This window comes from bacterium, assembly GCA_021108215.1.
Taxonomy (GTDB): Bacteria; Oederibacteriota; JAAXVQ01; order JAAXVQ01; family JAUVAV01; genus JAIORK01.
In genome coordinates this window covers 76,921-100,841 of record JAIORK010000012.1, presented here as the reverse complement: position 1 = coordinate 100,841, position 23,921 = coordinate 76,921, and the positions used below count along the sequence as shown (strand labels likewise).

18 protein-coding genes and 2 tRNA genes are annotated in these 23,921 nt (G+C 45.1%); all 20 read right to left on the bottom strand.

Translation table 11 applies throughout. From position 1 onward, the window contains the following. Positions 1–10: 10 nt before the first annotated feature. Entirely contained in the window at positions 11–4,339 is a 4,329-nt protein-coding gene (locus K8S19_02465; protein MCD4812547.1) for an acyl-CoA dehydratase activase, read from the bottom strand. A gap of 468 nt (positions 4,340–4,807) precedes the next feature. Beyond that, positions 4,808–6,766 carry a maltose alpha-D-glucosyltransferase gene (gene treS / locus K8S19_02460; protein ID MCD4812546.1) on the bottom strand — a complete coding sequence of 653 codons (1,959 nt, stop codon included), beginning with the start codon at positions 6,764–6,766 and terminating at the stop codon, positions 4,808–4,810. Positions 6,767–6,939: 173 nt separating this feature from the next. Continuing rightward, positions 6,940–7,218 (bottom strand): DUF2442 domain-containing protein, encoded by a 279-nt coding sequence (locus tag K8S19_02455; GenBank protein MCD4812545.1) that lies wholly within the window; start codon positions 7,216–7,218, stop codon positions 6,940–6,942. Positions 7,219–7,517: 299 nt separating this feature from the next. Further along, a tRNA-Arg gene (locus tag K8S19_02450) sits at positions 7,518–7,594 on the bottom strand. A gap of 407 nt (positions 7,595–8,001) precedes the next feature. Then, positions 8,002–8,077 (bottom strand) — tRNA-Pro (locus K8S19_02445). Between the two features lie 145 nt (positions 8,078–8,222). Beyond that, positions 8,223–8,834 carry an RdgB/HAM1 family non-canonical purine NTP pyrophosphatase gene (gene rdgB / locus K8S19_02440; protein MCD4812544.1) on the bottom strand — a complete coding sequence of 204 codons (612 nt, stop codon included), beginning with the start codon at positions 8,832–8,834 and terminating at the stop codon, positions 8,223–8,225. Then, the gene (gene rph / locus K8S19_02435) at positions 8,831–9,544 is read right to left on the bottom strand and encodes a ribonuclease PH (protein MCD4812543.1); all 714 of its coding nucleotides are present in this window, start codon (positions 9,542–9,544) and stop codon (positions 8,831–8,833) included. Before rph ends, rdgB begins: the two co-directional genes overlap by 4 nt. Then, complete coding sequence (locus tag K8S19_02430) at positions 9,544–10,308, bottom strand: acyl-CoA dehydratase activase (protein ID MCD4812542.1); 765 nt, start codon at positions 10,306–10,308, stop codon at positions 9,544–9,546. The genes rph and K8S19_02430 overlap by 1 nt, the downstream gene beginning before the upstream one ends. Then, positions 10,289–11,311: a 2-hydroxyacyl-CoA dehydratase family protein gene (locus K8S19_02425; protein MCD4812541.1), complete on the bottom strand. Its 1,023-nt coding sequence runs from the start codon at positions 11,309–11,311 to the stop codon at positions 10,289–10,291. The genes K8S19_02430 and K8S19_02425 overlap by 20 nt, the downstream gene beginning before the upstream one ends. Before the next feature lie 13 nt (positions 11,312–11,324). Further along, positions 11,325–12,083, bottom strand: coding sequence for a 7-carboxy-7-deazaguanine synthase QueE (locus tag K8S19_02420; GenBank protein ID MCD4812540.1), 759 nt, complete (start codon positions 12,081–12,083; stop codon positions 11,325–11,327). Further along, on the bottom strand, positions 12,076–12,444 hold the full coding sequence (gene queD / locus K8S19_02415; protein ID MCD4812539.1) for a 6-carboxytetrahydropterin synthase QueD: 369 nt from the start codon (positions 12,442–12,444) through the stop codon (positions 12,076–12,078). The genes K8S19_02420 and queD overlap by 8 nt, the downstream gene beginning before the upstream one ends. Before the next feature lie 6 nt (positions 12,445–12,450). Further along, positions 12,451–13,278, bottom strand: a complete 828-nt coding sequence (gene murI / locus K8S19_02410; protein ID MCD4812538.1) for a glutamate racemase — start codon at positions 13,276–13,278, stop codon at positions 12,451–12,453. Then, positions 13,269–14,840, bottom strand: coding sequence for a citramalate synthase (gene cimA, locus K8S19_02405; protein MCD4812537.1), 1,572 nt, complete (start codon positions 14,838–14,840; stop codon positions 13,269–13,271). The genes murI and cimA overlap by 10 nt, the downstream gene beginning before the upstream one ends. A gap of 23 nt (positions 14,841–14,863) precedes the next feature. Next, a complete protein-coding gene (gene recJ, locus K8S19_02400; GenBank protein ID MCD4812536.1) occupies positions 14,864–16,582 on the bottom strand; it encodes a single-stranded-DNA-specific exonuclease RecJ in 1,719 nt (572 codons plus the stop codon). 203 nt (positions 16,583–16,785) lie between these two features. After that, a complete protein-coding gene (gene tadA, locus K8S19_02395) occupies positions 16,786–18,594 on the bottom strand; it encodes a Flp pilus assembly complex ATPase component TadA (GenBank protein MCD4812535.1) in 1,809 nt (602 codons plus the stop codon). A 134-nt stretch (positions 18,595–18,728) separates the two neighbouring features. Then, on the bottom strand, positions 18,729–20,435 hold the full coding sequence (gene dnaK / locus K8S19_02390; GenBank protein ID MCD4812534.1) for a molecular chaperone DnaK: 1,707 nt from the start codon (positions 20,433–20,435) through the stop codon (positions 18,729–18,731). 21 nt (positions 20,436–20,456) lie between these two features. Continuing rightward, positions 20,457–20,996, bottom strand: coding sequence for a DnaJ domain-containing protein (locus K8S19_02385; protein ID MCD4812533.1), 540 nt, complete (start codon positions 20,994–20,996; stop codon positions 20,457–20,459). Between the two features lie 22 nt (positions 20,997–21,018). Continuing rightward, positions 21,019–21,870: an adenylate/guanylate cyclase domain-containing protein gene (locus K8S19_02380; protein MCD4812532.1), complete on the bottom strand. Its 852-nt coding sequence runs from the start codon at positions 21,868–21,870 to the stop codon at positions 21,019–21,021. After that, a complete protein-coding gene (locus K8S19_02375) occupies positions 21,813–22,457 on the bottom strand; it encodes a hypothetical protein (GenBank protein MCD4812531.1) in 645 nt (214 codons plus the stop codon). Before K8S19_02375 ends, K8S19_02380 begins: the two co-directional genes overlap by 58 nt. Before the next feature lie 15 nt (positions 22,458–22,472). Further along, complete coding sequence (locus K8S19_02370; protein ID MCD4812530.1) at positions 22,473–23,870, bottom strand: PQQ-binding-like beta-propeller repeat protein; 1,398 nt, start codon at positions 23,868–23,870, stop codon at positions 22,473–22,475. Positions 23,871–23,921: the final 51 nt, after the last annotated feature.

The window sequence follows — 23,921 nt, the reverse complement described above, 5'->3', positions numbered from 1 at the left end:
ACAGCCGCCATCAATGTGTGTGTGCCAGCCGCTTGAATTTTTTTTCTTCTTTTATCTTCTCTCCCATCCGTTTGGCTTGCAAACAAAAAGTTTCAATGCGCGCTTCAATAATTTGCGGAAATGGATTACCGTCTGTTTCCAAAGTCAGGAAAGGCAGTACATCCGTATCTTTAAACCCTGACAAATCAAGTTCCACCCCAGCCTCTTCCAAACCCTCTTTTTTCCCTCCAATTGTCATGGATGGTGTCAAGGTTGATTCAATGTACCTCACCGGCATACACCCAAAAGGGCCAATATTGATAATACCGGCATATTTATGCGCTGACTCATCAAGTGCCATACCAATAATCATCCCCGGCTCACCTTTGAGTTCCCGAGGCAAAATATGTGTGGAATGCGCAATCGTTTTATCGAGATCCACATAACTGATTTCCAGTAATCCGGATTTAATAAATATTCTTTTTAATTTTTTTTCTATATGTTGTTGAAACATATTACTGATTTTCATCTCCATTTTTTCGCGCCAGGTATGGTTCGTCTGAAACATCCCGTGTTTAATCATATAATCCATGTAGTACATCCATTCCGACAAGTGCGCGACACGAACAACAAAACCATCTTTTGCCAACCGGCCAATCAATCCTTGCCGCGAAAAACGATCACGCCGCACAAAAATTTCGCCTACAATAGCAACAAAATTCGCTTCCAACAATTCAAACTTACGCGAAATCTTCGCAAAACGCCGGGCTGAATTACTCAAGGTCCTATATAAATGCTTGCCTTTATTTTTAACAATCCCGACAATGCGGTCAAGTTCCTCGTCATAGATTTTCTGTCCAGCTTCCGGATCTTGGGCCATGGCCCGTATGGAATTATTGATATCTTTAAGGACATCACCCATCACAACTGCTTTCCAGGCCGCAAGCTTAAAATTCGCTCCCAGACCGGCATAACTACTCTCGTTTTCCAATGATAAAATGCTCACATCACGAATATTCAGTTTTTTCAACATATCGCGAATAAAAATACGATACTGACCCAAGCGGCAATAGCCGGCAGCAGCCGGAACAAATAAAATTATATTTTCCCCTTTAGGTCTTGCATGTAAAAGATACTTCAAAAAAGAGCCGATACACAGCAACATAGGCAAACACTCTTTACACGTCGTATTGGCACGGCCGTACTTCAGTACTTGCATATCCGGTACCGGCAGCGGTTCTGCATTGATTCCACAACTCACAAACGCGGCCGCCAGCAACCGCGTGGTCGCATCACCCATATTGGGTAGAATAAGTTTTACACGCGGATCTGTAATCGCATATTTTTCTTTTCTCGAATTAATCATATACAAATCACTGCCGATTTTTTCCATATGCGAAGGTTTATATTCTGAATAATCAATATCCTTCAAATCAGCACTCATTTTTTTATAATTTCTTATGATATCAAGAAAAGCTTCTATTCGGGTATTAATCCCGGCATCAGCGGTATGGCCATCCAATTCAAGTGTCAACGATGGTTTAACACCCATGATATCCCTAAAATAGGTAATTAAGATGGAATCAATCGCGCATAAAAAATTCATAATATACGTGGCAAATAGTTGCGGATGCTGCTTAACAAACTTTGTCGCCTTCATAAGCCGATGTCCCATTTCCCAGAACATATCAGGATCATCTTCTATTTCTTCCCAGGGAAGCATATCATGGGGAATTACATAAATACCACGTGATGCATACTTATAAGGTATGCCTTTGTTCGCTTCTTTAGCAAAAGAATTATACGGTCTGCCTATAATTACAATACCGATTTTTTCCTTATCTTTTTCTATCTCTTTTAACACTTCATTGCATGCCTCTTTGCATTCCTTCCAAAATGCCTTCTGCTGCATAATACCAAATTTAAATGCCGCAATACCTTCTTCATAAGTTTTGCCAAACTTCTGTGCCATTTTTCCAAAAACATCCTGTTCACTCTCAAAGCCTTTTGAAAAATTAAGTGTTGGCGAGATCATCTTGGATTTAAATTCCGTCTTGCGGTCTTTGAATCCTTCCATCAAGAAAAACGCTTCCCCTTGAATAAAAATACATGTGCAGTGAAATTCTTTCCGCGGATTTTCTTTATCATTTACATACATTTCTTCTAAGTGAGGCATAAAAATATAATCCGGTTTTTTTTCCAATAAATCATGAAATAATCCGAGTGCCAGCTCACAGGGAAAACAAAACGAGGTTTCTTTACGATCAACACCTTCATCACAAACTCTGTCGGACAAATGGATCTTGACCCCGAGTTGATTGAAGTAATGATAAAAAAGCGGAAAGACCGAGTGCTGATGAAAGGTTTTATTAATACCTACAGAAGGGGCATCAGAGGCAAGATTTTCCTGCACAGGCGCATACTTATTAAAATAGAGATGATTGCGATACTCAATCAGATCGAATTTTTTTGAACTGACATTAATTTTGTGGCGCAAATTATAATACATATTGCAGGCACCGCCAAATGGATATATTTGATCTTCTATCTTTATGCGGTTAATAGAACAGGCGCGATCACACTTTTCCCGGCCGCCGCCACAAGTAAAACTATCTTTATATTCAACTATGCGGTCTTTTAGAATCGTTAAATCAAAAAAGCCTTTCTCTAAAAAACCCAGCTCAATCTGTGCCTGAACTTCCAAAGCCACACCAAATGCACCCATTAATCCCGGATCCGGCGGCACAATAATATTTTTTCCAATTAATGCCGCCATAGCAATGGGTACTGCTTTGTTGTAGCAGACACCACCCTGCATAAATACTTTTTTACCAACCGGACGGTGTCCCTTGACACGATTATCATAATTCAAACAAATGGAATGAACCAATCCGGCGATCACCGATTCCCGACTCACGCCTTCCTGAAAAGCGGTTTTAATGTCACTGGAAATAAATGCAGCACACTGGTCGCTGAAGTTCGGTATCTCTTCTGCCTGCATAGCGATATCGCCAATATCTTTGACATCCACGGACAATGACTCGAACGCCGCTTCTTCTAAAAACGAGCCGGTTCCTGCAGAGCATGCTTCATTCATGGCATAATCCGATGGTACAGAATTGGTTAAATAAGTATATTTAGCGTCCTGCCCGCCGATTTCAAAAATAGTATCCACTTCCGGATCATAGAAAGAGGCTGCTCTGGCATGAGCAATAATTTCATTAATAATTCCATCGGTTAAAGCATGTAATCCTGCGATTTGTCTGCCGGAACCTGTTGTACCCAATCCAATCACATTGATTTTGATATCACCAATTTGTTCCAGCAACGCTTTATAACAATTGCGTGATGCTTGAATAGGATCGCCATTCGTGCGCAGATAGATGGAAGCTGCAATCCCATGATCTTTTGTCCGCACAACCACCGCCTTAGTTGTGGTTGATCCAACATCCAATCCAACAACACATTCATCACCTTCATTTAAAGAAATCCGTGATGCTTCTTTAAAAACCACTTTGTCTTGTGAAGATTTGAAGGAAGGTAAAAAATTAAAACTGGTTGTAAATTCCTCAAATATTTCATCCCATTTAGCCGGAACAGTATCTTTATTATCAAATCCCCAGAGGGCTGTTCCCAATGCTTCAAAATAAGCAGCTTCTTCAGGGATTATCAAGGTATCGACTTCTGCACGCAGATAATCCATCACCACTTCATTTTTCGAGGTACCGCCAATCACCATGATATTTTTTATTTTTTCCTTCAGTAGAAGCTCATGAATTTTACTGGAAATCATTTTACACAAACCTGCGGTTATATCTGTAATCGGCACACCTTTATTCAACGCATGCGTACAATCACTTTTACAAAAAACCGAACACCGCCCGCTCACTGAATAGGCCTTACCTTGTTTGCCTTTTTCAATAGCGTCTTCAATGGTTAAATCCATGCGTTTAATTTGCTGCAAAAAAAACTCACCGGTACCGGATGCGCATTTATTGCCGGTCGTCACATTATGGATTTTGCCTTCAGTATCCAGTAGATAAACCATAAAGGTTTCGCCGCCTGCCGATATGACCGCTTCAGGTAATTTTTTGTCCTTCCAAACATAACCCAATGCCACTTCCACTGCTTCCGGTTCTGTAATTGAAGGCATTTTCAAAATATGACGAAATTTTCGTCCGGTTACTGCAACATGGTCAACTTGCCACACATTACTCTCCAGCAGTTTTTTCAATGTTCCTTTGGGATTACCCTCATGAGAAGCGCGTTTATAATCTAAAACAGTAATGCCTTTCTCATTTTTCTCCAGTACCACAGCACTAACTGTAGAAGCACCCAAACATATTCCTAAACTTTTCATAACAACTCCCCTTCTTTCTAAAAACTCATCCACAAATTAATCAATTATTCAAATCACCCGGCAGGCCTACCTACAAAATAATACAGATAGAACCAGAACACAGCTTAACGTTCCATCTCCCGGCAGAATTTCCAATCCAATATGAGTACCACGCAAACCGGCCCCTGTCGACTTCAATTATGCAAACTTTTGTATCATTGAACCAGCCGGAAGATTGTCAGTATTTCAGAAACACTGCGGAATATGCAAGATATACAATTTCACTGGTATTGTTGAACTCTTAGCGAAGCAAACCAGCTCCGCTTTTGCCTGCCCATAATTGACATCCGCCTAGGGCGTAAAATAATTCTTCTAAACGATTTCCAGTACAACCGGTGCTGCAAAAAAACGGCCAAAACAAAAAAAACGTATCTGATCCGGCAAGGCTGGCGCCATGGCCACTGCCTAAAAAAATTGTTTTTTCTATGCCTACTTTTGCTCTTTGTCCGGCCCTGACTTTTCTTTGATCACCACCGCTGTTTCCTGTGTCGCCTGTACAACATGGGTGGCGGCTTCCACCACTTTGGTCGCCGCCTCCGCGACTTTTGTTATGACATCTTCTGCCGCCGGTTCTGATTGAGGTGTCCTCAGTTTTTTCCTTCTTTCTTTTCTCACGCCACCCTTTGATTTCCTCATGCTGGCAATGACCTCTTGCGCAGCTTCAACTGCCTGGGTCGCAGTCGCAATGGCTTTGTCGGCAGGCGCAGACTCGTTCTTCGCCACCGTAGGTGCATCCGCTTCCTTTTGTATTGCCGGTTCTTCCAGACGGAACCAATAAAATGTGTGCGGACCGAAAGTAATAAAATACGGCAAATCACCGATTTTCGGAAAACGGACATTCCCGATCAACGAAACCGGTGTATACCCTTTATACTTACTCAGGTCCATTTCCGCCGGCTGGGAATACCGGGAAAGATTATTAAGGATTAACAAAACCTCATCCTGATATTCCCGAAAATAGGCCAATACTTTATTATTGTTAAGTTTTAAAAACTCAAGACTGCCCCGACCAAACGCTTTATGCCTTTTCCGGGTGCTGATAAATATTTTCATCCAATTCAAAAGCGAGGTCGGCGTTCTTTGCTGTGCCTCAACATTGATTGCCTGATACCCGTACACCGGATCGACAATCGGCGGTGCATAAAGCTGCGCCGTGTCCGCCTTGGAAAAACCTGCATTCCTATCCCCGGTCCACTGCATAGGTGTGCGTACGCCGTTCCGATCACCCAGATAGACATTGTCGCCCATGCCGAGTTCGTCCCCGTAATAAATAATCGGGCTGCCGGGCATGGTAAATAAAATGCTGTGCAAGAGTTCAATCTGACGCCGGCCTTTATTCATCAACGGAGCCAGCCGGTGCCGTATCCCCAAATTAAGTTTGGCCTTGGGATGCTTGGCGTATTCAGTATACATATAATCACGTTCATCGTCCGTGACCATTTCCAGGGTTAATTCATCATGATTGCGCAAAAAAATCGCCCACTGACAGTTTTCCGGAATAGCAGGCGTCTTACCCATAATCTCCACAATCGGTTGACTGTCCTCTTTGCGCAATGCCATAAATATCCGGGGCATCAATGGGAAATGAAATGCCATATTACATTCATCCCCCTCGCCAAAATAGGGACGCACATCTTCCGGCCACTGATTGGCCTCGGCCAATAAAACTTTATTCTTATATTTTCTATCCAAATGTTGCCGCAATGATTTCAAATACTCGTGGGTCTCAGGAAGATTCTCACAATTGGTACCATCCCGTTCAAAAAGGTACGGTACCGCATCCAGTCGAAACCCATCCACCCCGGTATTAAGCCAGAAGGAAAGAATATTCAGCATGGTGCGGCAAACAATCGGATTATCATAATTCAGATCAGGCTGATGACTGAAAAAACGGTGCCAGTAATATTGCTTTGAATGTGCATCCCAGGCCCAATTGGAATTCTCTGAATCCATAAAAATAATCCTGGCATCCTTGTATTTTTTCAGCGGCTCATCGTTCCATACATAAAAATCACGTTTCTTGGATTTTTTGGACAACCGGGCTTCCTGAAACCACACATGCTGATCCGAGGTATGATTGATGACCAGTTCAAGCAATACGCGAATATCGCGCTTGTGAGCTTCTCTTACAAAACGCTTAAAATCTTTCATTGTGCCGTATTCCGGCAGAATCGAGCGATAGTCGGAAATGTCGTAGCCATCATCCTTCAATGGCGACTCATAAAAAGGCAGCAGCCAAATACAGTTGATTCCCAATTCCTGAAGGTAATCAAGTTTTTCCACCAACCCTTTAAAATCACCGATGCCGTCACCATTGCTGTCGCAAAAAGCTTTGACATGCAGCTCATAAAGAATCGCGTCTTTATACCATAAAGGATCATTTTCCATAATACGTATGACCTCGTTGTGTCAGAGTGGTTCATCATTGTAGCTTGCCGGTTATTATACGCCAACCGGACAAGAAAATTCAACGAATGGATTTTTTAAGGGTCAGGGGTGGATTTACGCGTCAACCGGGCTTATTCCGTAAAGGTATGGTTTCTAATGTCGTGCAATACAGCTTAAGCACTCATCTTCATTCCAGAATCCACCAAAGGATACTTCTCCGGATGCTCTATCGTATCAATTCCCAAATCAACATCTAATTTCGGCCAATAAAGATGCCTGGGCGAAGTAGCTTGAATTGAAAGAATTTCAGAAATTCGGGCATTTTTAAACCACGGGAAATACTTAAAGGGCAAAAAATACTCCTTTTCAGAAACCATTATCCAAAAACCATTTCTCGAAATGTTTAGTACTTCAATTTTTGAAATGTGCTTTCCAGCTCTGTTTGATTTCATCTCTTCTGTCCTCAATAATCCCAATTATTATGTTTAGGTAGTTCCGGTAATTTAACGCAACACTTGTGGAGTAGTAAAACCCAGCCCCCTCCAAAAAGGGAGCTTTGCTATTTCTGGTATCCCAGGCAGGATTCGGCCACTACACTCGCAGAGCTCGTTGCGTAGCCTCACCTCACAGCCTGACGCCCGGAGGGCTCTCCCTCGCTATTCGCTCGGCGGCTGTTCGCTTCGAATCCTGCAATATGCTAATCAAACTAAGAAAAGGGACAAATACTAAACACTTGTCCCTTTTCTTAGTTTGGTATCCCAGGCAGGATTCGAACCTGCGACCGACGGATTAGAAATCCGTTGCTCTATCCAGCTGAGCTACTGGGACATGCGACGCGGTAGCGGAGCGGCTCTGCTATTCAACTGCTCTGCTGTTCGAGAAAGAATTAACCAAGATCAGCTGAACAGCGGATCAGCAGACCGTAATTAAGCTTTTCAATTTCTCCATTTGCTCAATTACTCTGCTTCGCGCCAGACGCGAAGCTCTGCGACCGACGGATTAGAAATCCGTTGCTCTAACCTGCTTTACAATAATCGCCGAAGGCGGTTCCTATCAGGTCATGCAATTTCCAGCTGAGCTACTGGGACATGCGACGCGGTAGCGGAGCGGCTCTGCTGCTCAAAAAAAACCAACCAAGATCAGCTGAACAGCGGATCAGCAGACCGTAATTGAGCTTTTCAATTTCTCCATTTGCTCAATTACTCTCGACCAAATTTTTCGTTCTACGGAAAATTTGGTCGGGGTGGTCAGACTTGAACTGACGGCCCCCTGCTCCCAAAGCAGGTGCGCTAGCCACTGCGCTACACCCCGATATCACCAAATTAAAGGATTATTGTTTTATACTTTTTAGTTAAATTTATCAAGAAAAATCAATTGAAGCCGGATGGATGGAAAATTTGAAAATACTCTTTTTCTCCCGGTTGCCGCGAAGATGGTATTTCTCAGACCCAGCTGACTACTGCATTTTTCTGCGTATCACCGGAGAAATTTTCTGCATCGCCAGTGCGCGATGGCTGATAAGATTTTTCTGAGCTGCAGACATTTGGGCAAACGTTTTTTCCTGCCCCCACGGTTGAAAAACCGGATCATAACCAAAACCATTTTTCCCAATCGGTGTTTCGAGAATCTGTCCCCAAATTTTCCCAGTCCTGGCTTCCAGGGTGCCGTCCGGTTTGGCCAAAACCATGGTGGTTGCAAAATAGGCACAGCGGTCCTTGCCTTCCAGGTGTTTCATGCGCTTCAATAGTTTTTTATTATTCGCAGCATAATCACACGACGGCCCCGCATACCTGGCGGATTTCACACCGGGTTCTCCATCCAGCGCCGGAACAAACAGCCCGGAATCATCCGCCAACACCGGCAGCTTTAGCGCACGCGTGACTGTCTGCGCTTTTTTTATGGCATTAATTTCCAGTGTTTTCCCATTCTCCACCACTTCCGATAATCCGGAAAACTCTGAAAGCGGCTTGACGGAAATACCGGAACCGCGCACTATTTTTTTTATCTCCGAAAGCTTATGTTGATTACGCGTTGCAACGACTAAGACTATTTTTTTTCTTTCACTCATAATGAAAGCGCCCCTTTTTGTTTTTCAACCAACTCCCCAATTCCTTTGGCAGCCATATCCAGCATACCATTCATTTGCTCTCTTGAAAACGGATCTTTTTCAGCTGTACCCTGAACCTCAATCAAATGACCGCTGCCGGTCATAATCACATTCATATCCACTTCCGCCGTGCTGTCTTCCGCATAGTTAAGATCCAGCAGGATGTCCTGACCCACCACTCCGATTGAGACAGCGGCAACATGGTCCTTCAAAGGCCAAGCTGCAAGTCCCTTCTTTTCCTGGGCTGCCTGACACGCATCCGCCAATGCAATATACGCGCCTGTAATCGCGGCGGTACGTGTGCCCCCGTCTGCCTGAATCACATCACAATCAAGAATAATGGTTCTTTCTCCAAGCTTTTCCAGATCAACCACCGCACGTAAAGACCGGCCAATCAGGCGTTGTATCTCCTGTGTTCTGCCGCTTTTACTTCTACCGGCCTCACGTTGAATCCGGCTGGAAGAAGATCGCGGCAGCATACCATATTCTGCGGTTACCCAGCCTTGACCTTTCCCTCTTAAAAAAGGCGGAACATCCTCCTGAACGGTGGCAGTACAAATCACCTTGGTATGACCTGCCTCAATAAGGACCGCGCCTTCAACATCCTTAAGGTAATGACGCGTGATCTTGATGGTTCTCAACGCATCTGCTTTTCGTCCTTCTAATCTCATTATTTTCTCTCCTTATCCAGCATGGTCAGGCATCCTAAAGCACCATTAAATTCCGGGTATTCCGGAATTGTTACCTCATAGCCTGCCTCTTCTAAAAAATAGACGATGGCTGCATTTTTTGCGCCGCCACCCACAAAAACCAGATCTTTGACCGGCCACCGTTCCAACATCGGCCGAATTCTTAAAAACATCGAGTGATTAACACCGGCACACAACTGTTCAATCGTAATACCGTCTGCGAGCTTGCCGATAATCTCCGATTCAGCGTACACGGCGCAGGTCGTGGAAAGATCAGCCGGTTCCGTATAATATTTAAAAAGATCTTCCAGTTCAACCCCCATGACACTTGCCATATTCTCCAAATACCGGCCGCTGCCGGCTGCGCATTTGTCATTGACTGAAAAATCTTCCACCATACCGTCTGTGACCAGTACCGCTTTTGTATCCTGACCACCGACATCCAACATGAGAAAATTATTTTTCCCGGTGCGCAACGCCCCTTCGGCATGGGCCAACATTTCGCTCACTACAAAAACATCATGAAGCTTCACGTTGTTCCGACCATAACCCGTGGCCGCAACCACATCAACCTCGCCTAAGCCAAGACGCATAAGATCCAGCGTATGCCCGTCGTTTGCATGACGCTGTAAATATTTGTGATACAAAACAGGTGTCGCCATATCCCAAAGTTCCGGCTCGGCATTATCTGTTTGCAGAGCAAATTTCACTTTGCGCGACCCGATATCAATGCCTAAGCGCTTCATCTCGACGGCCTTTCTTCTGCCAAAGCATTTGAATAAACGTGTCCAATCTTGTCTTGGCACGGCCGTCCAGCGGACCGACCCGGTCCCCTTCCAGCGTTAGAATAGGCAAATTTAAGTGTTTGCGCATCCCCAGGTCTTCCACTTGATGATGACAAAATGACTGCACATAATGAACATAGCCGTCCAAATTCCGCAAATGGGTCTGTTCTTGTATATCGTGTATCCGTCCGTAAAAACTATAGGGATAGGTATAAGAAAGATTTTGATCCAATAAGTCCTTGCCATAATCCGGCATGGCAAACTGACGCGCCACTTCGTGAAAAACAACGCGCACATCCCTTGCTTCAAGATACTCATAAAAATCGGTATACACCGTCGGCACACCCACCAACCCCAGCCGCAATTCTTTGCGCGAATACGGCGTGACAGATCTCTGTAAAATCGTCTCAAGTTTTTTTTGAAAATTTTCCGGATCTCCCAAAAAATCCGAGCAATTAACCAGAGCGTAAAAATTATCCGCACTGGAGACCAAATTTTCCTCCCAGGTCATACGATCAATTTTATGCGCCAGTACGCGAATTCCATCCAACTTATTTTTTGTCTCAGCAACCACATCCCACTGCACCCCAAAATAATCCATGATCTTCTGCATTTCCCAACGAAGCAATTGCCGGCTTTTCTCATACGGAAAAGAAAAGGGTATAAATTCCACGCCATGCGGCAACAAAGATTCCAGCATACTGATCATATGCGTACAATCGCCCTGTACCACGCCGATCACGGTATGGATGAATGAATTGCGTATGACGCTATAAATCCCTTTGATCCAGGTGCACGTATTGCGCGGCAGCCCGATGCGTTCAGCCTCATCAACAAGTATTTGCGGATGAAAATCCGTGATAAAAGCATTATTTAAATCAACGGGGGTACAATTACCCGCATAAATAATCTCAACCGGCACGGTCGATGTAATACCAATAAGCTCTTTTTTTGAATAATCCATCATGAATTCCAACCTACTTCATTCCAAAATACCGGTGCATCTGCGGCAACAATCTAATCTGAGAATGAATTGGCAGCATTGCCTGGATAATTTTATCAGATTTTTCATACATTAACTGTTTATTCCTCATACTCCCGGATGCGGGCTGAATGATTATTTCCCATTTTGGCTGGCGTTTTTTCACAAGCCGGGCCAGCGTCATCAATTCCTGCGAACGGGTTTTTTCATTGATAATAACCTTGATACAGCCTTTTTTCCCTTTCAAACGACTCAAAATTTTAGCGGTGATATCAGGCTTTGCTTTTATCCGGCTGGCTGATTTAATTTTAAAATCCAAAGAAAAATAATCAATAGCAGTGATCAATTCATTATCGACAATGTTTTCTAAACCGTTTGTTTCCAATAATATTTTTAAGTTTTTAAAGTTTTTTCTCAATCCAACTGCGAGTCCTGTGACAAAATCCCGCTGTTCAAGCGGTTCCCCGCCGGTAATCGCAATGCAATCAAACTGCCCATTATCTTTTCGAATTTTTCGGATTACCTGAATAATATCCATAACACGCACAGGATTAGCTCGCCGGAGTACCTGCTCGTTTCCCGGGTATAGCGTCCAGTGGGCTGGTCGGGCTTTCCAGGACTTTTGGGTATCACAATAAGCGCAGCTGCGTGAGCATCCTGCCAGCCGAATAAACAACTGTCTTTTTCCTACCCACGGCCCTTCCCCTTGATAGCTGACAAACAGCTCAAAAAGATAGCCAACCTGCTTATTCATAGTAACGGACAAATGCCTTGGTTGATTCCCAGACGGAAACCGACTTCATCTTGACCGGATAGGTCTTGATGGCGTGAACACACTGCTGATAAATCACATTTGCAAGATTTTCCGAGGTTGGATTAATTTTTTGAAAAGCCTCTAAGTCATTGAGCATGGCATGATCATATCGCGCCAATACTTCATTGAGCACTTTTTTTAAATCCGTGAAGTCGATACCCATGCCAAGTTTATCCAAAATCTCACAGCTTACTTCCAGCCGAACTTTCCAATTGTGGCCATGGAGATTTTCACATTTCCCGCAATACTCACGCAATTGATGCGCAGCTGAAATTTCCGTTTCAATCACAATATCATACATTGTCTATCACTCCTCCAGTACGGCAATACGCTGGACATTGCTGATGGGACGACCCAAAATAGTACTGCCCACCCGGATAAACTGCTCCGGGATATCCGTCACCAGGTATTTCTGTTTGCCTGACGTTTCCCGCATATTTCTAAGACCTTTTGCATCGAGAATGATTTCCAATGCCTTGGCCACTTCTTCCGCTGAATCAATAATCCGGACCCTTTTTCCACATACCTTCTGCAGGACAGGTTTCAAAGCCGGATAATGTGTGCAACCCAATATCAAACTGCGTATTTCCTTCCGAAGCATGGGGGAAAGATAGGTTTTAATGATGTTTTTAGGTATTGGCCCATCCAACCAGCCTTCCTCCACCAAAGGCACTAATAAAGGACAGGATTGGCTGACAACCCGGCATTTATGATTGAGTCGCTGAATCGATTCTGTGTATGCATTGGATTTTACAGTTGCTTTTGTGCCAATGACGCCGATGGGTCCCTGTATGCAGGATGCCACCGCTGCATGTGCCCCCGGCTGAATAACCCCGATAATCGGTATTTTAAAATTCCGGCGCAACATAGGCAAGGTATATGCCGATGCCGTGTTACACGCAACCACAAGTGCTTTAATTTTGTGTTGCATGAGATAACGAATACATTGCCGGGTGAAACGCACCACTGTTTCACCGGCTTTGCTGCCATAGGGCGTTCGTGCGGTATCCCCTAAATAAATCAGGTCTTCTTTGGGGAGTTTTTTTCGAATCGCCTTAACGACCGTGAGCCCGCCAACACCGGAATCAAAAATACCAATAGAAAATTTATGCTGCGGTTGTTTGATTATCGCCATTTTCTGTCACTGTGCAATTTATATTCAAAGGCATCCACGAGTGCTTCCCAGGACGCTTCAATAATATTCGTTGATACACCCACCGTACCCCAGGCTGATTTTTCATCCTGACTTTCGATAAATACCCGGACCCTTGCCGCAGTTCCGGTTTTAGACCCCAGGACCCTGACCTTAAAATCCACCAAATGCATTTTCCTTAGATTGGGATAAAAAGGCTCCAGCGCTTTTCTCAGGGCATTATCCATTGCATTCACCGGTCCATCCCCTTCCGCAGCGGTATGTACCAATTTACCTTTAATACTCAGCTTGATCGTCGCCTCAGAAACAAGCGCCCCTCTACAATTTTCCACAATGACCCGAAATCCGTCCAAATCATAGAAAGACCGTCGCTCTTTGAGGCTCCGTTCCGCCAAAAGCCGGAAACTTCCGTCAGCCCCTTCAAATTTATATCCCAAATGCTCCAGTTTTTTAACACTCTCGATAATTTTTTTCGCTTCATCAGAACCGGATTTTAATTCAAGCCCCATCGCTTGTGCTTTGAAAATAACGGATGCGACACCGGATTGCTCCGACATGATAATTCTGCGTTCATTCCCCACTGATTCCGGCGGAACATGTTCATAGGAAACCGGTGTCTTGCGTACTGCATCAACATGCAAACCGCCTTTATGGGCAAAAGCATTCAAACCAACATAGGCGCTGTTCTCCCGCATCGGCACATTGGCAATCTCCGCAACCGTACGGGCAACCGTATTCAATCCCCGGAGCTTTTTATGGGCGATACACTGCTTCTTCATTTTTATTTGTAAATTCGGAATCAACGAACAAAGATTGGCATTTCCGCAGCGTTCACCATAGCCATTCATCGTCCCTTGAACCATGGCCGCGCCCGAACGCACTGCCGCCATACTGTTGGCCACTGCCAATTCCGTATCATTATGCGCATGAATGCCAACGGGTGTATCGAAACTCCGTCTGACCTCTGTCGTAATAGTCTCCAGTTTTTCCGACATGGTTCCACCATTGGTATCACACAAAACCAACCAGTCGGCACCATTGCTCGCTGCCGCCTCCAAAACCTTCATTGCATAATCGGGGTTGGCCAAATAGGCATCATAAAAATGCTCCGCATCAAACAAAACCTCTTTTTTCTTTAACTTAAGATAAGCAACGCTGTCACGTATCATGCGCAAATTTTCTTCCGATGAAATCCGGAGAACTTCCTGAACATGCAAGTCCCAGGTTTTCCCCACAATGGCAACCGCCGGGGCGCCGGTATCCAACAATACCTGTATCGCCGGATCTTGTGCTACTTTGTATTTTGCGCGACGCGTACTTCCGAAAGCCACCAAGGTAGCATTTTTTAAGGGTTGCTTGCGCATCTGCCGGTAAAAAGCCAGATCTTTGGTATTGGAAGGTGCCGGATAGCCGCCTTCAATGTACGCAACACCCATCTCATCCAACAATCGGGCGATGGCCAGCTTATCTTCCAAAGAAAACTCAATTTCCTCAGCCTGCGACCCATCACGCAGTGTTGTATCATAAATAAATATCTTTGACATTAAATACCCCCTCTTAATGCGATTCACGAATGATCCGCAATGGTGTCAGTCTTCTGAAAATCTTTCATCTCAATTTGTAGTATACGAGTATTATTCCAGACATTTTCCGACGCATGGCCGGCAATATCAATAAAATTATTTATATTTATTTCCTGAACCCTCTCGCCCAATCCAAATCCGATGACATCCAAAAAATTATTTTGGTCATCCGTAATTTTCATTTTCAAATGCCGTTCTCCCACCACACGCGGCGGAAGACAAATACGGCAATTCTCCAGCACCAGCAAGGGGCGGGTGTTCTTATAACCAAAAGGCTCCAATTTCCCAAATTCATTCAACAATCTGTCATCAATCTCCGCCAGGGGTAAAACCGCGTCAATATATAAAACCTGCTCTTTCGCATCCTCCGAGAGTTGTTCCGATGCCAAGCGCTGTAATTTGTCGAAAAATTCAGGAAGTTTTTCCTTGGCCAGAGTTACACCGGCCGCCATTTCATGGCCGCCCCACTTTTCCAAAATCGGAGACACGGCATCCAGCGCGGCATAGAGTGAAAATCCGGCAATACTCCGCCCTGATCCCTTGGCAAATCCATTTTGTTCCGAAAGCACAAAACAGGGACGGTAATACCTTTCACTTAACCGGGACGCCGCCAACCCCACAACCCCAATCGGCCAGCGGGCATCCGAGAGAACAATAACCTCCGGCACTGCCGTCATCGCCTGCAACTTCGCTTCAGCTTCGTGCAGAACCTGTTTTTCAATTCCCTGCCGCTTGGTGTTTTGTTCATTGAGTATCCGGGCCAACCGATCCGCCTCATTGGCATCTTCTGCCATCAATAAGTCGAGTGCCACCTGCGCATCCCCAAGACGACCAACCGCGTTTATCCGCGGTGCAACACGAAAAGCAAGGTCTTGCGAGCGTATTGCACCCGATTCCAGCCCTGACACACGCAGCAGTGCCTGCAAACCCAATCGCGTCCCGCGATTTATCACAGCCAATCCTGCCCGTGTCAAAGAACGATTCTCACCAAATAAGGGGACAACATCCGCAACCGTTCCCAATGCCACCAAATCCAGGTGACGCCGCAATTGCTCCGGGTCTTTTTCACCCAATGCATGCGCCGTGGCCCGCACCACCTGAAGTGTCACTCCCACACCGGCCAATACCGTAAGTTCTTCAGGTCCGTCCAATTTAGGATTCACAATCACATTGGCATCAGGTAATTTTTCGGGCGGTTCATGGTGATCGGTAATAATGGTATCAATATCCATTCGCCGCGCCATCGCGACTTCTTCATATCCGGTAATACCGCAATCAACCGTGATCAACAAACGAACGCCATTTTCGGCTGCCTGTTCAATTGCACGCCGGTTCAAGCCGTATCCATCTTCAAGCCGGTTGGGTAGAAAAATTTTACACTCCCCGCCACGACTCCGGATAAATTCCCCCATGAGTGCTGAAGATGTTATGCCGTCTACATCGTAATCGCCAAAAACGGCGATCTTTTCACCATTTCTAATCGCATGTGCGATCCGTGATCCGGCTGTTTGCGTTCCAGGCAAATCACGAAAATCACACAACCGCAAGCCTGCCGGACGGATAAATTGTTTGGCAGCATCTCCGCGCAATCCCCTTTGATGCAAGACGGCTGCTGTCACAGGGAGCACATTTAATTCTTCAGTAAATTCCTTAAGTGCATCTTCCGCGACCGGTATAGGGTAAATCCATTTTTTTGATTTCACAGTGTTCCCTTTGCAAAATGCCGCATACTTAAAAAATCCCGGTGAATCTTTCACTAAAAACCCACCAGCTCACCTGGCGGGCAGGCTGACTATTGTGTTCGCGTTAACCTGATAAAACAATAGGGGTGAATGTTCATCCCCATACAGACATACCCAAAGGATGCGGCTTCACCCCTATACTGTTTTGTTTTCTAAAAATTTATTTAACTGGCCACCCTAAGCAGCTCATCATAGGATGTGATACCGGCGAGTACTTTCTTGGCAACCTGCGCCTTGAGGGAAACAAAACCCGGTGTCTCGGCAATCGCTTTTTTAATCACAGCAGCAGGTGCTTTATTGATAATCATATCGCGAACCGCTTCCTTAATTGGAATCACCTCAAAAACCGCCTGACGGCCGCGGTACCCGGTTTGCGAACAATGCTCACAGCCCTTCCCCCGTGTCAGCGCAGCTTTTTTACCGGCCGGTGCTCCCAAATACTTCGCAATTTCAGGCGGAGCCGCATAGCTTTCCTTGCATTGCGGACAGACCATCCGAACCAAGCGTTCGTTGACAATCGCCGTAATGGCAGCACCCACCAAATACGGTTCAATACCCATGTTGACCATATATTGTAGCGTTGATACGGCATCATTTGCATGCAGGGTGGAAATAATCATATGCCCGGAGGGGACTGCATCAAGCACCATGCGCGCAATTTCCAGGTCATTGAGCTCACCCACCAAAAGCACATCCGAATCCTGATCCAACATTGAGCGGACACCCGACTGGTAGGTCACCCCGCGTTTTTCATTCACAACCACCTGATTAACCCCCGGCAGGGAATAGTCAACCGCCTCATCAACCGCAGAAACATTTTTTGTTGATTGATTTAACGTATTCAAGGTTGCATAAGCCGTCGTGGTCTTACCATTCCCTCTGGGTCCAATAATAAGAATCATTCCATGCGGCTGCTGGATCAAACGACGATAGAGATCGCATTGCGCCGGATCCATCCCAAGTTTATCAACTTCCAGAATAACATTTTCCGTATTCATGATATGCATGACAACTTTTTCACCCCACATCGTGGGAGCAATCAAAATAGACATGGAGACATCTTTGCCGGGGATTTTTAATTTCAACTTCCCCACTTGAGCCTGTCCCTGAGATTGCGTATCCATCTCAGCCATAACCTTCAAACGCGATGACAGGGCGTTGGCCAAGGAACGCGGCGGTGACTGAACCTCCTGCAAAATACCGTCAATCCGCCAGCGAATCCGAAAACTTTTTTCATACGGTTCAAAATGAATGTCCGTAGCACCTACTTTTGAAGCTTCTACCAAAACACTGGTTAAAAAATTAATAACCGGTGTATCACCGGTGCCGGTGGCGGTCGCAGTCGGAATCGCCGAAGCCTGTTCCATACCGGAATCCATTTGCGGCGCAGCCGCCTCCGCAGCAGATGCCATCGAAGACATACTTGGTGCCGCCGGGGATACCTTTGCCGGTTGCGCATTCATCCCTGCCGGAGCAACTCCAAATGCATCATCCGACGTCGAGGCCTTCACCAACTCGCCGGTATCCTCTTCTCTAAAACCAAAGTAATTATCCAATGCCGATTTAATCTCTTTTTCAGAAGAAAGCCGCAATTCCAACTCACAGCGGGTTGTCATCTTAATATCATCTGTGACAAACACATTGGTGGGATCTACCATGGCCAGAATCAGGGTATTGCCCTTTTTACTCACTGGAATAACATGCTGGGTTCGCATCAACTGTTCCGGAATCAACTTTAAAAGCGCCTGAGGTACATTCTTCATTTCCGAGAGCGAAATATAGGGAACCCCCATCTGGTTCCCTAAAAATGCCATCAGGACTTCAAGTGTCACATAATCTTTGCGCACCATGACTTCACCGACTTTTTCACCGGTGACTTTTTGTTCCTGAAGGCATTCTTTAAGTTGTTCTTCTGTAATAATTTCCTCATCCAACAGCATTTCACCGATGCGGTGACCCTTACTGGTTGCCATGATATCCCTCCTTATGGGATTAACGGATATACTGTAACAGGTTATAAAACAATATAAATATAGGCCTATTTTAAAATATTTTGGTTAATTTGAAAACGTTTTATTTGATGATTCGAGGCAGCTGAATAAATGAATTACCCTCCGAAAAGTCCGAACAACCCTTTCTTTTTCCCTATTTTTTTCAATTCCGCCTCATCTTCCGGTTTATCGGATTCCACTTCCGAGTAGTCTACTTGTTTCCCCTGCTCAAATGATTTATGCTTGCTCGCATCATGCCGGTCAGGCATTTTGGCCTCGCTTTGTTCTTTGGCATACTTCGTAATCTCGGATTCCGAGAGACCCGAATTGGGTGTGATTTTAATCGCCTGTTCTTTTCCGGTTCCCAAATCAGTTGCCGAGACGCGGACAATACCGTTGGCATCGACATCAAATGAAACTTCAATCTGCGGCACTTCCCGCGGCGCAGAAGGAATCCCAACCAAATCAAACGTACCGATCAATTTGTTGTCTGCGGCCATGGGTTTTTCACCCTGGTAAACTTGAATTCTAACAAAGGTTTGATTATCCTTGGCTGTAGAAAAAATCTCACCCTTTCTTACCGGAATGGTTGAATTTTTTTCAATGATTTTAGACATCATGCCGCCTTCTGTACGAATCCCCAGTGAAAAAGGCGTTACATCCAGTAATAAAATATCGCGAATATTTCCTTTGAGCACCGAAGCCTGAATGGCCGCACCACCGGCAACCGTTTCGTCAGGATTAACGCCCGGATACGGATCTTTATTAAACAGTCGTTTTACAGCCTCGCGCACCTTGGGCATACGCGTCATGCCGCCTACGATCACCACTTCATCAATATTAGCAGGCTTCAAACCGGCATCATGCAATGCCTGTTCACAGGGCGTAATCGTGCTTGCCACCAGCTGCTTGGTAAGTTCTTCATACTTGGCCCTCGTTAATTTGGCATTTAAATGCCGGGGCCCGCTTTCGTCCGAGGCAATAAACGGCAATGTAATTTCAGCCACCGGTTTATCGGAAACTTCACACTTGGCTTTCTCAGCAACTTCTTTAAGCCGCTGCAAGGCAATACGATCACTGCGCAGATCTATTTTTTCCTGCTTTAAAAATTCTTCTATAAGCCAATCAATGACTTTTTGATCAAAATCATCCCCGCCCAAGTGGGTATCACCTGATGTTGATTTAACTTCAAAAACACCATTCCCCAATTCCAAAATACTGATATCAAATGTACCACCGCCCAAATCATAAATCGCGACCTTACGTTTTATCTTGCGATCAAACCCTGATGCCAATGATGCCGCCGTGGGTTCATTAATGATACGCAAGACTTCCAATCCTGCGATCTTACCCGCATCTTTGGTCGCCTGTCGTTGCGAGTCATTAAAATAAGCCGGACAGGTAATCACAGCTTTTTCAATTTTTTCCCCAAGAAAACTTTCTGCATCCCGCTTGATTTTCCCAAGCGTCATCGCTGATATTTCGGGCGGTGAATAACTCCTGCCGTAAATCTCGATTTTCACATCACCGTTGGAGGCTGCCACCAGTTTGTACGGAATCAATTCAAGATCCTTTTGCACGGAAGGATCATCCAGTTTCAGCCCCATAAAACGTTTCACCGAAAAAATCGTACTCTCGGGATTAATAACTTCCTGGCGCTTGGCCGGCTCGCCGACGACAATCTCGCCATTTTTCATAACACTGACAACCGACGGGGTTGTCCGCATACCCTCGGAATTAGGAATAATAACCAACTCATTGTCCTGCATAATCGCTGCACAGGAATTCGTGGTCCCTAAATCAATTCCAATAATCTTGGACATAACTGCCGCCTTTCAATCCGTTCACTTTTTTAGCAGGTCATCCAGACGCCGTAGCGTTTTCTGGATATCGGTATCCTTGGGATTCAAGGCCTTTACTTTTTTAAAATAGGTCCGGGCCTCATCAAATTTACGCATATCGACAAAGCAGAGCCCGATATTATAAAGTGATTCCGGGAATTTCGGCCATTGCAAAACAGCCTCTCTAAATTTGACCATCGCTTTGGATTTTTGCCTGTCAAACAACGCAATCCCTGCGCCGAATTGTGCCATGGAAGCCTGCCACTGTTGTTTCTTTTTCCCTTGAAAAAACATAAATTTCTTTTCCGGGACTTTCTTTTTTACCGGGCAGTAAATTTGAAAATTATGCAATTTTCTTTTCGCGGGATCAATGAGGCATTGAAATGCCTCGACCACCTTGGACGTCATTTTATGCGCCCAATCAGCCCGGTCGGGATTATGATCAGGATGATATTTATAAAGCAGCATCCTGTAATTGGTCTCGATTTCATCATCACCGGCTGCCGGATAAACTTCCAATATTTCATAATAATTTTGGTCCACAGCAACACACTCCCTGAAATTTCTAAAACTTAGCGCCTGTAATCCGGTATACTTCCAAGGTCTCACCCGTATCCGGCATTTGGAGGTCTTCAACTTTTTCTCCGCGAATTAAATTATTAACCCGCCGGAAAATATCGCCGGCAATCATAACCACAGAAAATGGTTGCTTGCTCATCTTCTGGGTAAACCCAAGATAATCACGCACGACTTCGGTCGGCCCCAATCCTTTGGGTGTCAACAAAGACCCCACCGCTTCTCCGGAAACAACACCCAACGAAACATAAAGCGGAGGCTCCTGCCGGGTCATGCGTCCTTTGTTGATATCCGCCAGGGTTTTTTGAACACTAACAGCGGTTAATATGGCGCGCCGATCGTCATCTTGATGAACTGTCGGAATACCAAAAGCAACCAAAAACATATTTTCAGTAAATTTGTAAACCTGTCCTTCATATTCAAAAAGCGTCGCTACAAATTTCCGGAAATAGGCTTCCAGCGCTTCGGAAAGACTGGCTGCATCCTGTGTCGTCGCTTGTTGGGCAACCTGAGTCAGATCTGCAAATAATAGTGTCACCGGATGACGGTTCCCCGCATGCTCAGTAATCTTCAATGCAGAAATATCCACAAAACGTTCCTGAGCTTCTTTGCTGATATAAAGTTCAAAGGATTCCTTTATTTTTTCAACTTCTTTAAGTTCATCCGCCACCACATCAAAGGCATCCTTAATCCGGACTTTTTCTTTGAGATCCTGGACCATAAGATTAAAACTTTGGGTTAAAAGACCGATCTCGTCTTTACTTCTAACAATTGCCGCAACACTCAAGTCACCCGTGGCCACTCGGGCCATCGCATTGGTGTAACGGTTTTCGATACCCAAAATGCCCCGCCAAACCCCAATGCCATCATGACAAACGTCAACAGGATATTTCGTATTTTTGCCAGCATAAGTTCCCGATTTAATGCCAGCAGCGAAAAACGCAGATTAACCGTTGCAATCGTGGTATTTTCAACAATAATATCACCGGATATTTTAGCTGTATTTTCAAACGAAAACGTATGCTGGGTTAATTTCAATAGGGAATCTTCACTCTCATCGATCCCTTCCAATGTGGTGTCTAAGGATGCCGCAGTCGCCGGATTAAGCGCAAACGCCTTGATCTTGCCGTCGGTATCCACAATAGAGATATATAAAATATTAGAATCAAGATTCCGCACAACTTTAATAAACTCACGGAAAATCGGCCATGCCACCCGTTCCCCTGCCAGCGGTTCAATCAACTTGAGTGCGGCGATCATATTGGCGGTATCCGTCATCCGCTTGTCAGTCTGCTTTATTTTCAGTTGTTCTTCCTGAAAAATAGTAAAATAAGAGACAATTCCCATAATCACGGTTACGACAATAATAACCAGCAAGGTTATTTTGTGCGTTAATCCAAATTGAACCTTTGTTTTCGTATTTGCCATGGTTTAACCAGTTCCTTATGGAATATAAGTAAATCCGTAGACACTCTTATCAAAAGATCCCACTACCAACAGGGTCTCGGAAATAATCGGCGAAGAATTAATTGCTCCCCCGGCGGTATACTTCCATTTTTCTTTGCCATCTTTGGCACGCAGGGCAAAAACCGAGGTGCCGGCACCAATGTAAACAATACCGTTGAATTCAACCGGCGAAGAAAGAATCGTCCCTTTCAACTTCGTCTTCCAACGAATGCCACCCGTCTCGTTGTTTAGCGCATAAACAGTTTTGTCCTTGGAGCCGACAAATAAATATTTCCCTGAAATACACGGACTCGAGGAAACCCATCCGCCGGTAGCACATTTCCACGCCACTTCTCCGGACTCAAGATTGAGGCCATAAATATTTTTGTCATCCGAACCAAAATAAACCATGTTTTCTCCAATGGCTGCACTTGAAAAAATTTGTCTTTCCGCTTTAAATTTCCAAGCAACATCACCACTGGCAGCATCCAAACAATAGAACGTCCCGCCCAAGCTGCCAATATAAACCTTGCCGTTCTTAATCTTGGGACTGGCGGCAACCGGACCGTCAAGTTGCTTTTTCCAAACTGCGACGCCGTTTCCCGCGTTGAAGGCATAGAGTGAGTTATCCATACTGCCGATAATCACTACACTTCCGATAACTGCCGGACTGGAAAAATTAATCGGGCCGCCGGTCAGTGCGCGCCAGACCATTTTTCCGTTTTTAGCATTGAGACAATACAAATAGGTGTCCTGAGAACCAATGTAGACCTTACCTTTCACAACCGAGGGTGAAGATGTAATCCCACCGCCCGTTGTTTTTTCCCAAATCTGCCTGCCATCCTTGGCATTGATCGCATAGACTTTCCCGTCACCGGAACCGATATAAACCACACCGCCCACCAAAGCCGGTGAAGAATCAATTTGTTCGCCAGTCCGGTATTTCCATTGCAAATCAAGCGGCGGCGAAATCGGCGTACCGGATGCAGGACGGTTTTTGGCATTTTTCCTGAACATTGCCCAACCGGTTGCTTTGGCTGCCGAAATCTTTGGCACAGCTTTCTTAGCGCCCGACGCCTGCGAAACAGGCACTGTGGAAATCTGTTCTTCCACAGCTGCAATCTGCTGCTCAATTTGCTCCACCTGTTTCCGGGACCGGGTGCCGCCGCTGCGGCGAACCTGCGTAAGCGCTTTGCGCAGTTCATCCAATTTGCGTTGTTGCTCGGCAATAATACGTTGCTGTTCCGCAGCCTTTTGCTGGGTTTGCGCATTGCCGGAAACATTAAACTGGATCTTAATTTCTTTTTCCTTGGATGGTTTACCGCAACCGGAAAACATCAATAAAACAAACGGAATTAAAAGGGCAGGTAGCACTGGGATTTTGCGCAGTATCATCTTTGTTGTCGCCTCCAACATTTCAATAAAATTCCACAACGCACTCTCTGT

Bases quoted from the DNA above. Each gene is read 5' to 3' on its own strand.
- K8S19_02430 (MCD4812542.1), bottom strand. From the start codon at position 10,308: ATGAAGCGCTTAGGCATTGATATCGGGTCGCGCAAAGTGAAATTTGCT.
- queD (MCD4812539.1), bottom strand. From the start codon at position 12,444: ATGTATGATATTGTGATTGAAACGGAAATTTCAGCTGCGCATCAATTG.
- K8S19_02455 (MCD4812545.1), bottom strand. From the start codon at position 7,218: ATGAAATCAAACAGAGCTGGAAAGCACATTTCAAAAATTGAAGTACTA.
- murI (MCD4812538.1), bottom strand. From the start codon at position 13,278: ATGGCGATAATCAAACAACCGCAGCATAAATTTTCTATTGGTATTTTT.
- K8S19_02375 (MCD4812531.1), bottom strand. From the start codon at position 22,457: ATGGCAAATACGAAAACAAAGGTTCAATTTGGATTAACGCACAAAATA.
- K8S19_02465 (MCD4812547.1), bottom strand. From the start codon at position 4,339: ATGAAAAGTTTAGGAATATGTTTGGGTGCTTCTACAGTTAGTGCTGTG.
- rph (MCD4812543.1), bottom strand. From the start codon at position 9,544: ATGAGATTAGAAGGACGAAAAGCAGATGCGTTGAGAACCATCAAGATC.
- dnaK (MCD4812534.1), bottom strand. From the start codon at position 20,435: ATGTCCAAGATTATTGGAATTGATTTAGGGACCACGAATTCCTGTGCA.
- K8S19_02425 (MCD4812541.1), bottom strand. From the start codon at position 11,311: ATGGATTATTCAAAAAAAGAGCTTATTGGTATTACATCGACCGTGCCG.
- K8S19_02370 (MCD4812530.1), bottom strand. From the start codon at position 23,870: ATGATACTGCGCAAAATCCCAGTGCTACCTGCCCTTTTAATTCCGTTT.
- treS (MCD4812546.1), bottom strand. From the start codon at position 6,766: ATGGAAAATGATCCTTTATGGTATAAAGACGCGATTCTTTATGAGCTG.
- tadA (MCD4812535.1), bottom strand. From the start codon at position 18,594: ATGGCAACCAGTAAGGGTCACCGCATCGGTGAAATGCTGTTGGATGAG.
- cimA (MCD4812537.1), bottom strand. From the start codon at position 14,840: ATGTCAAAGATATTTATTTATGATACAACACTGCGTGATGGGTCGCAG.
- K8S19_02420 (MCD4812540.1), bottom strand. From the start codon at position 12,083: ATGAATAAGCAGGTTGGCTATCTTTTTGAGCTGTTTGTCAGCTATCAA.
- rdgB (MCD4812544.1), bottom strand. From the start codon at position 8,834: ATGAGTGAAAGAAAAAAAATAGTCTTAGTCGTTGCAACGCGTAATCAA.